This window comes from Algoriphagus sp. PAP.12 (assembly GCF_026652115.1).
Classification (GTDB): domain Bacteria; phylum Bacteroidota; class Bacteroidia; order Cytophagales; family Cyclobacteriaceae; genus Algoriphagus.
This window is the reverse complement of the sequence record NZ_JAPPSQ010000004.1, coordinates 283904-292587: the sequence shown is the minus strand read 5'-3', so window position 1 is coordinate 292587 and position 8684 is coordinate 283904. Positions and strand designations below refer to the sequence as shown.

The 8684-nt window shown below is 39.4% G+C and carries 10 protein-coding genes and 1 tRNA gene; 7 read left to right on the top strand and 4 right to left on the bottom strand.

Annotated features, from left to right (window positions below; translation table 11 throughout):
• Nucleotides 1–338 (top strand): hypothetical protein (locus O0V13_RS07795; RefSeq protein WP_326492712.1); only part of this gene is annotated, 338 nt, incomplete at its 5' end.
• 118 nt (nucleotides 339–456) lie between these two features.
• On the opposite strand, the gene O0V13_RS07790 is transcribed toward O0V13_RS07795, so the two are convergent.
• From O0V13_RS07790 to O0V13_RS07775, 4 genes are all read right to left on the bottom strand, one after another.
• Nucleotides 457–2388: an OmpA family protein gene (locus O0V13_RS07790; protein WP_268034411.1), complete on the bottom strand. Its 1932-nt coding sequence runs from the start codon at nucleotides 2386–2388 to the stop codon at nucleotides 457–459.
• Nucleotides 2389–2424: 36 nt separating this feature from the next.
• A complete protein-coding gene (locus O0V13_RS07785; RefSeq protein WP_268034410.1) occupies nucleotides 2425–2913 on the bottom strand; it encodes a hypothetical protein in 489 nt (162 codons plus the stop codon).
• Nucleotides 2914–2988: 75 nt separating this feature from the next.
• The gene (locus O0V13_RS07780) at nucleotides 2989–3780 is read right to left on the bottom strand and encodes a (Fe-S)-binding protein (protein ID WP_268034409.1); all 792 of its coding nucleotides are present in this window, start codon (nucleotides 3778–3780) and stop codon (nucleotides 2989–2991) included.
• 76 nt (nucleotides 3781–3856) lie between these two features.
• Nucleotides 3857–5191: a 4Fe-4S dicluster domain-containing protein gene (locus O0V13_RS07775; protein WP_268034408.1), complete on the bottom strand. Its 1335-nt coding sequence runs from the start codon at nucleotides 5189–5191 to the stop codon at nucleotides 3857–3859.
• Between the two features lie 103 nt (nucleotides 5192–5294).
• Between O0V13_RS07775 and O0V13_RS07770 the strand changes: the two genes are divergently transcribed.
• The 6 genes from O0V13_RS07770 (at nucleotide 5295) to O0V13_RS07745 (ending at nucleotide 8621) form a co-directional block, all read left to right on the top strand.
• A tRNA-Phe gene (locus O0V13_RS07770) sits at nucleotides 5295–5367 on the top strand.
• Nucleotides 5368–5624: 257 nt separating this feature from the next.
• The gene (locus tag O0V13_RS07765; protein ID WP_268034407.1) at nucleotides 5625–6113 is read left to right on the top strand and encodes an RNA polymerase sigma factor; all 489 of its coding nucleotides are present in this window, start codon (nucleotides 5625–5627) and stop codon (nucleotides 6111–6113) included.
• Nucleotides 6110–6532, top strand: coding sequence for a hypothetical protein (locus tag O0V13_RS07760; RefSeq protein ID WP_268034406.1), 423 nt, complete (start codon nucleotides 6110–6112; stop codon nucleotides 6530–6532). Before O0V13_RS07765 ends, O0V13_RS07760 begins: the two co-directional genes overlap by 4 nt.
• 5 nt (nucleotides 6533–6537) lie before the next feature.
• Nucleotides 6538–7071, top strand: a complete 534-nt coding sequence (locus tag O0V13_RS07755; RefSeq protein WP_073572619.1) for a DUF4252 domain-containing protein — start codon at nucleotides 6538–6540, stop codon at nucleotides 7069–7071.
• Between the two features lie 31 nt (nucleotides 7072–7102).
• A complete protein-coding gene (locus O0V13_RS07750) occupies nucleotides 7103–7582 on the top strand; it encodes a DUF4252 domain-containing protein (protein WP_268034405.1) in 480 nt (159 codons plus the stop codon).
• A gap of 475 nt (nucleotides 7583–8057) precedes the next feature.
• Nucleotides 8058–8621, top strand: coding sequence for a hypothetical protein (locus tag O0V13_RS07745; protein ID WP_268034404.1), 564 nt, complete (start codon nucleotides 8058–8060; stop codon nucleotides 8619–8621).
• Nucleotides 8622–8684 lie beyond the last annotated feature (63 nt).

Here is an 8684-nt window from a genome sequence, read left to right as displayed (position 1 = left end):
TAATTCGGGGCTTTTTTGATCTTATGGAAGATAAAAAGGAATTAACCCCGGTTCCCCAAGCGGCTTTCGAATTATTTCAGAAGGAAGTTGAATTGCCAGAGACTGTTTCTGGAACATCTGAAGAAACTTATATCCAGATGCTTGCCAAAGCTATAGGAGTGATGCTGAATAGGGATTTTGAGCGATTGCTACAAATCTGCTATAGAATAGATTTGGGAGAAGGGAAATTGAAAAAAATCCTGAATGAATCTGATCCTGAATGGGTCGCAGATGACTTGGCAAAAGCCCTTTGGGAACGGCAAAAACAAAAGATCGAGACGAGAAGGAAATATTCCTGATTTTTAAAATAGAAATACAGTGGAAATAGAATGAAAAACGCCTTCCCATGGAAGGCGAAATTTTTAACGGGTGTTCTGAGTTGAAAAGGCCTCGGTCTTCAGGCTTACTTCAAATAAACTATTCCTTGATCTCAATCACCTTAAACTCAGTTCTACGGTTGACCTGATGTTCCTCTTCGGTAGTGGCATTTGGAATGATCAACTGAGATTCACCGTAACCTTTGGCTACCAATCTATCTTTGTCGATTCCTTGAGAAACGATATAATCCACGGCTGATTGAGCTCTTCTCTGAGAAAGGTCCTGATTGTATTCATCAGATGATCTGGAGTCCGTATGTGAGCTTAATTCGATTCGAATACTTGGGTTGTCTTTAAGGATTTGAACCAATTTATCCAGTTCTACAGCTGCATCAGCTCGGATATCTGCTTTATCCAGATCGTAGTAAATGTTTTCCAAAATGATGGACTTATCCAAAATCAATTGGTCCAAAACCAGCATAGTATCCAACGAAACGTTGGTGACATCCTGTACCAACGTGGCAGGGTCAGGAGTCTTACCTCGAGTGGTATAAGGGATAGATTTGGAGAAGTATCCGTTCTTCGAAGCGATAATTGTATAATCTGATTGAGGCTCCATTGTGAAACGAACTCTACCTGTCGAATTGGAGAAATCACCGCCTATTTGTTTGTTGGCTCCATCGTAAAGGACTACTCTCGCTTGTTCTAATATCTGATCAGGTTCACCGGCTACTCTCTCCTTAGTAGTAACAGTTAGGAGAACGTTGATAATTTTAGGTTTTGGAGTTTTGTCTTCGAAATAATAAATGTCATCATCACCGGCTCCGCCTTCTCGGTTAGAAGAAAGGAATCCCTCCTTAGGATATTCAGTAAAAAAGATGCCGAAATCATCTGCCTTACTATTGATGTTTTCTCCCAGATTTGTAATTTTTTGTTTGCCATCTTCACCCATTTCTGCAACAAAAAGATCCAACTTTCCATAGCCTGGATGACCATCTGAAGCAAAGAAGAATTTACCGTCAGGAGCCATTCTTGGAAAAAGTTCATTTCCTGGAGTATTGACATTTGGGCCCAGGTTTACAGCATTCCCAAAGTCTCCATTTGCCAATTTGGTAGCTTTATATAAGTCAATACCTCCATATCCTCCTGGCCTGTTAGAAGCAAAATATAATTCACTTCCATCCGGACTAAATGCAGGCGTAGAATTCCACCAAAATTCATCTTCATTTACCGGCAACCAAATTGGTTGGGTAAATCCGGCTCCTCTGAAATAGGAAGCGAATAAAGCTGTTTCAGGTAAGTCTTTTGGAGAAGTAGAGTTGCCGCGACCATAAATGATGGTATTTCCATCCGGGCTAATAGCAATTGAAGCCTGGTCCAGACCTTCTTCATTTTGGAATTCCGGCAAAGCTCTGATACCACTGACATCTACTCTTAGGTCCTCTATTCTGGTTCTGAAGAGTTTGGTATATGGCATGCCAGTCGCAGGGTAAATTCCTGAGGCTTGTCTTCCACTGGTAAAATACAAGAAGCCTTCTGAGACCACCGGTGCATAATCAGCTCCTGCAGTATTCAGTTCTTTGTAATTGATCAATTCATGAAAAGGCCAATAGTCTTCGATTCCCGCAGCTAGATTAATTCCTTCGATTTCTCTCTGGATCCTAGCAAGTAATTCTTCGCTTTGGGTATATCCTTTAGCGTTTTCAAAAGCGGCTTTTGCCTCTTCATCTTTTTCTTGGGCTTTTAAACTTTGCCCTAAGTAGAAGTAGTGCTCAAAAGAAGGGTCTTCTTCTACCAATTTTTCATAGTAAGGAGAAGCTAGCTCCACTCGATTGGATAAGCGATAACTCTCAGCTACCTTTTCATTGGCCTCCATATTATCTGGATCAGCTTCCAGAATTTGAGAAAAGGTACCAATTGCATATTGGTATTGACCGGAAAGAAATTGGTCTGTTCCTTTTTCTTGGATGCTTTTACAAGCTCCCAAAAGAAGGAAGGCAGAGAGTATAGTCCACAAAAAATTGTTTTTCATCGAGCTGCTTTGATGATCTATCCTGAATATTACTAATTAATTTGGAAAGAATTTGTTTAACCAACTATTTCCGGCTGAAATCCAAATGTTAGGAAGGTCTGCTTTGATTTGAATCATTGGATTGATGATAGGTGTTTCTTCCTGAATATCACCTGCTAACACTTTTGATTTGATTCCCAAAGCTGGGGTGACTACAATAGATCCAGCAGAAGATTTAAAGCTAACTTTTCCACTGTTGGTCAAATCGACTTGAAGTTGACTTTCAATTTCTCTCAAAGTTCTCACTGAGCTATCAATCGAACAACCGGAAGCGCCAGCTTTAGATTCATCAACTGCCAAGACGATAATTTGTTCGTCCAATACTTCAAAAGAAGTCGGAAGTGGATTTCCATGCACATTCCATCCTTCGCAAAACTTACTTAGTTTTTCAGCTATGAAGCTTTGTTCTTCAGGACGAAATTTTCTTTCTGATTGATACAGCCAAACTCGGCTGGATTCAGGCATGGATTCAAATGGAATATACATGTGTGTAAATTTTAGGCAAATAAAAACCCTTTCTACCTAACGGCAAAAAGGGTCCAATTGATTCATTTTTGAAAATCAAATTCCCATGTCTTTGGCAATCATTTCTGCCAAATCATAAACTTTGACTTCAGCTTCTTTCTCTTTGTTTTTGACCCCGTCAGTCATCATCGTGAGACAGAAAGGGCATCCAACTGCAATCGCAGAAGCTCCGGTAGCCAAAGCGTCTTCAGTTCTTTCTACGTTGATGTCTTTTTTGCCTGGCTCTGGTTCTTTGAACATCTGAGCTCCTCCAGCACCACAACAAAGGCCTTTGGTACGACATCTTTTCATTTCTACCAATTCCACATCCAAAGCTTTGATTACTTCGCGAGGAGCTTCATAGACATTATTGGCACGTCCTAGGTAACAGGAATCATGGAAGGTGATCTTTTTACCTTTGAATTCTCCACCGCCTTTTAGTGTGACTTTTCCTTCGTTGATTAATTGCTGAAGAAACTGGGAGTGGTGGATTACCTCATAATTGCCTCCTAAAGCTGGGTATTCGTTTTTGATGGTGTTGAAGCAATGAGGGCAAGCAGTGACTACTTTCTTTACCTCGTAGGCATTCATGACTTGAATATTTGCAACCGCTTGCATCTGGAATAGGAATTCATTTCCAGCTCGTCTAGCGGGATCTCCGGTACAAGTTTCCTCAGGTCCTAGCACAGCAAAAGAAACACCGACTTTATTGAGGATTTTGACAAAAGCCTGAGTTACGGCCTTGTATCTTTCATCAAATGAACCGGCACAACCTACCCAAAACAGTACTTCAGGGCTTTCTCCTTTGGTGGCCATTTCGGCCATTGTTGGGACTTTATATGTAGACATATTTTATTTTTTTTCTTTAAAAATGAAACCTGAAAATGGATGCCAGGTTTCCTTATCTGAAATCTGAAATCTGAAATTATTTCATTTCTTCGTCTTTTACGGATTCAGCCCAATTGAATCGATCCTGAGGGCTAAATTTCCAAGGGGAGAAGCTGGTTTCCATATTTTGGAACATGGAGTTCCACTGTGCAGGTGATCCAGATTCTTCCATGGCTACATATCTTCGCATTTGCAAGATGATAGACAATGGATCGATATTGACAGGACAGGCTTCTACACAGGCGTTGCAAGAGGTACAAGCGTTGATTTCTTCTTTGGAGATGTAATCCCCCAAAAGTGATTTGCCATCCTCTAATCCCTGTCCTCCCTCATCTAAGCTTTTTCCTACTTCTTCAGCTCTATCTCTCACGTTCATCATGATTTTTCGTGGAGAAAGTTCTTTTCCAGTAATATTGGCAGGGCATTCTGCTGTACATCTACCGCACTCAGTACAGGAATAGGCATTCAATACATTGACCCAGGAAAGATCATTGATGTCTTTTGCTCCGAATCTTCCTATTTCAGCAGGTGGATCAGCAGGTGCTTCTGTAGGAATACCCAACATCATATTCACCTCATTGGTTACCTCAGGCATATTGGCCATCTCACCTTTTGGCTTCAAGTTGGAATACCAGGTATTTGGAAACGCCAAGAAAATGTGCAAATGCTTGGAGTAAGTGACATAGATAGCGAAAGCCAAGATCCCAATGATGTGAAACCACCAGGCAAGTCTTTCAACAAGGATCAAGGTGCTATCAGACATCCCTTCGAAAATCGGTTTCAAAGGAGCACTGAAAGCCAATGTCCCCAAAAGGGTGTAATGCTCTAGCCCTCGAGCTGCCAAGATTTGATCAGTCGCATTCATGCTTAGGATTGCTAGCATCAAGACTGATTCAATCACAAGGATCAAATTACCGTCCAAGGCAGGCCATCCTTTCATTTCAGGTTTTTGGAATCGATCAACTTTGAGGATGTTTCTTCTAATTAAGAAAATGATACATGCTGCCAATACTGCCACGGCTAGGAACTCAAATAAGTTCATGGCTACTGTATAGGCTGAACCCAAAATAGGGGCGAAAAGTCGGTGAGTTCCCAGGATTCCATCAAGGATGAACTCCAAGACTTCGAGGTTGATCACGACAAATCCTACATAAATGAAGAGATGGAGAATTGCCGGGATAAACTTTTTGAACATCTTCTTTTGTCCAAAGGCCACTAGCAGCATGGTTTTCCACCGGTTTTCAGATTGGTCATTTCTGGTTTCGGCTTTTCCCAAAAGAATGTTTCTTTTTAGGAATTTGACCCTTTTGGCCAAGATGTAGCCCGCTGCTCCAAAAATGATCAAAAAAACTATTTGAGGTAAAAAGCTCATAGTGATGAGATTAGCGTATTGATTGATATTTAATGAATAATTTTTTCTGCAAATGATTTGGTTCGAAAGGTCAAATACCTACCTTTGCATCACTTTACGAGACGGTGATGTAGCTCAGTTGGTAGAGCATCGGACTGAAAATCCGTGAGTCGGTGGTTCGAGTCCACTCATCACCACAAGCCCTGAAGAAATTCAGGGCTTTTTTTATGCTCAATATTTTTGCTTCGATTGTCTTCATTTGTTTCAAAATTACTTGATGCAAAGTAAGAAATAGTCTGCATGCATACTATTTTTCAAATGAATTTTATATCCTTTTCAATTTATGACCTTGATAATAATCTGTCAGACAGGTTGTAAGTGGCATTTTTTAAAAAAATGGAAAAAAAAATCAAGATTGTGTAACAATTCATTTTCCAATGCATCATCTACCTGAATGAAGTCATTTTTCGAAGGACATATCTGGCCCCTAAGGAATAAAATGTTCCGAATGGTATTGCTTTGGGTAAAAGACCGCGATGTAGCGGAGGATGTGCTTCAAAATGTCTTCGAGCGTTCTTTTGAAAGAGAAAATGAACTTCAGGCTCATCCGAATTTAGTTGGCTGGCTTGTGAAAAGTCTAAAGAATGAGTCAATGATGTATTTCAGAAAGTCTGGAAGAACATTGACCCTGGATGGGTTGGAAGAAATACCAGTTCAGGAGACTGTTTCGGAAGAAGTTACAGATCGGGTTTCTCAAGTTATGCAATTGATGGAGAATCTACCTTTGAAGCAGCAGGAGATCTTTCAGCTTCGAGAAGTGGAGGGATTGAGCTATGAAGAGATAGCTGACTATTTGGAGATCAGTTTGGAGCAAGTGAAGGTCAATTTGCACCGAGCAAGGAAATCCATTCGCAACCAATTTATCAACCAAACGACATCATGAATTCAAGAATAAAACAACTTCTGGATAAATACTGGGAATCAGAGACAAGTCTTGAGGAAGAAGCTGAATTAAAATTTTTGCTTCAGGAGGCTAAAGGTTTTGAGTCAGAAAAACAGCTTTTTGGAATCTTGGACTCCTATATATATGAGGAAACAAATATCAAGATGCCAAAAAGGGCTATCAAAGTAAGAAAGGTCGCCTGGCTCAATTGGGCAGCTTCTGTGGCAATCTTGATTGGTTCATTTGTAGGATGGAGAGCTTATGAAAGACATCAGCAGGAACAGGCTTATAAAGAAGTGGTGGCTGCTCTTTCTCTGATTCAGGAAAATTGGTCAAAAGGGCAGCAGGAGATTGAGAAGATGAGTGATCTCAAATATTTAAGCACTCCAACGGATTTATTTGAAAAGAAAGAAAAATAAGAAATATGAAAAAGCTAATACTGATACCGATGTTGCTATTCGCCTTCATAATAAAGGCGCAGGCACAAGATGATGCAATTCAGAAGTTTTTCTCTGGCTATATGGATGATGATAGATTTAGCAGGGTCTATATCTCATCGAAGATGATGCAGATGGCAGGAGGGTTTCTCAAGAGCAATGCAGAAGAGCAAGAGTCTGCAGATTTAGGTGCGCTTTTACAAAAAGTCAAAGGCATTAGAATCCTTTCTTCAGAGGAAGTTGATGGAATGAAGTTTTACAATGAAGCCTATGGGACTTTGACTAAGAATAAATATGAGGAGTTGATGGATGTTCAGGATAAGACTACAAAGCTCAAATTCTTGGTCAGAGAAGAAGGAGGCTTGGTCAAAGAGCTATTGATGATTTCAGGAGACGGCAACGACTTTTCGCTCTTGTCAATGCTAGGGAACTTCACTTATGATGATCTAAATATGTTGGCTGAACATACAGATATGCCAGGTATGAAAGAATATAAAAAAGGATCTTCCGGGAATAAATAAAAAACACACTAAACCATAACTATTTAAGAAAATGAAAAAGCTATTGCTAGTAATCGTCATGTTGGGATTTGTTTTCGCAGCCCAGGCGCAAAGTAAATCGGTGGCCCTATTGAAAGAAAAGTACAAAGGTCATGAGGACTTCTTTAATATGGAGCTTGGTGGCAACTTTATGAATTTTGCTGAGGGCTTTAAAATTGATATCGATGAAAATGATATGGCTACAGTAGCGAAATCTATTGAAAAGCTACAATTCTATAAGCTTCCTGAACATGTTGATCAAAACAGGACGGAATTCAAGGCTCTAAAAAAAGGATTGGAAAAGGAGCGCTATGAATTATTAATGGAGATGGCAGATGAAGGAGAGATTGTCATCTATTCAAAAGGAGGGAAGAATATTTCCGACTTGGTTGTTCTAGTTGGAGGGGATGAAGGTGATTTGATGGTAGTAGAGCTAAAAGGCTCCTTCGATCAGAAGGTGATTGCTAAGGCAATTGAGAAAGATTTGAATTAATAGGGTTAAAATTTAACCAAAGGTGGCCAAATGGCCGCCTTTTTTTGTTTTAGAGGGTTATTTTTTGAGGAATAAGAAAAAAAATAAAAAAAATTTGATTTTTTTTTCACCCATACAATCGATTGCGAAAATGGGATGAAAACCTTGCATCATATTTTATGATTCTGAAAATAACATAAAAACCAAATTTAATTCTGTTGGTAGTGCTAAAGGCCTAATAAAACGAGTTTCGCAATCGATAGCGGAAGTGAATTATTATATTTTCAATAATAGTAGTATAAAATTGACGATAATCAAATAAAACTTTATTTCTATTGAAACATTTGCAATTTCACTTCCGTTAGCTACCTTTGTAATGTAATACAATTACAAACCCATCGGACCCGATGGACCCTGTGACCCAAAATATCCCCAGAAATGGAAAAGCCATTATGGGTTACACTTTAAAATCTAGAACCTATTAAAACCAATTATTATGAAAAAATTATTGACTTTGCTTTTTGTTGCTGGGATGGCAACTGGAGCTTTCGCAAAAGGATCTGATAGATCTGTGGAAATTAGACAGTCAGAACCTACAAAAGTGACTGTGGCAGTAAACGAAGCGCCACAAGGAACTATGATCGTTAAGATCATGGACAAAGACAACAGACTTGTTTTGAGAGATAGAATCGTGAAAGAAGAAGCTTTTGCTAAAAGATACGATTTGACTGCTCTTCCTAAAGGAACTTATTCTGTTGAAGTTTTGGATCAATCAGGTGTTTTAAGAACAGCTTCTTTCGAGAACTTTGTTGCTGAAACTCCAACTGTTTACTCTAGAGTTTCTAAAGTAGGTGACAACCAATACAGATTGCTTGTTAGCAACTTGGACGCTAAAGAAATCACAGTTTCCATTTTTGATGGAGATCACATGATCCACACTGAAAAAGTATCTAATCCTCAGGGACTACATAAAATCTACAACATCAAGGAGCCTGGAGCTAACATTAGCTTTAAAGTATCTACTGCTGAAGGTTTCGACAGATTTGTAACTGCCCTTTGAGACTAAACCAATTATAAAAATTAACCCCGCTTTGGTCTGAGGCGGGGTTTTTTTGTGTCTTTT

Coding starts and splice junctions, on each gene's coding strand:
- O0V13_RS07790 (WP_268034411.1), bottom strand. CDS start 2,388: ATGAAAAACAATTTTTTGTGGACTATACTCTCTGCCTTCCTTCTTTTG.
- O0V13_RS07785 (WP_268034410.1), bottom strand. CDS start 2,913: ATGTATATTCCATTTGAATCCATGCCTGAATCCAGCCGAGTTTGGCTG.
- O0V13_RS07780 (WP_268034409.1), bottom strand. CDS start 3,780: ATGTCTACATATAAAGTCCCAACAATGGCCGAAATGGCCACCAAAGGA.
- O0V13_RS07775 (WP_268034408.1), bottom strand. CDS start 5,191: ATGAGCTTTTTACCTCAAATAGTTTTTTTGATCATTTTTGGAGCAGCG.
- O0V13_RS07765 (WP_268034407.1), top strand. CDS start 5,625: ATGAAGTCATTTTTCGAAGGACATATCTGGCCCCTAAGGAATAAAATG.
- O0V13_RS07760 (WP_268034406.1), top strand. CDS start 6,110: ATGAATTCAAGAATAAAACAACTTCTGGATAAATACTGGGAATCAGAG.
- O0V13_RS07755 (WP_073572619.1), top strand. CDS start 6,538: ATGAAAAAGCTAATACTGATACCGATGTTGCTATTCGCCTTCATAATA.
- O0V13_RS07750 (WP_268034405.1), top strand. CDS start 7,103: ATGAAAAAGCTATTGCTAGTAATCGTCATGTTGGGATTTGTTTTCGCA.
- O0V13_RS07745 (WP_268034404.1), top strand. CDS start 8,058: ATGAAAAAATTATTGACTTTGCTTTTTGTTGCTGGGATGGCAACTGGA.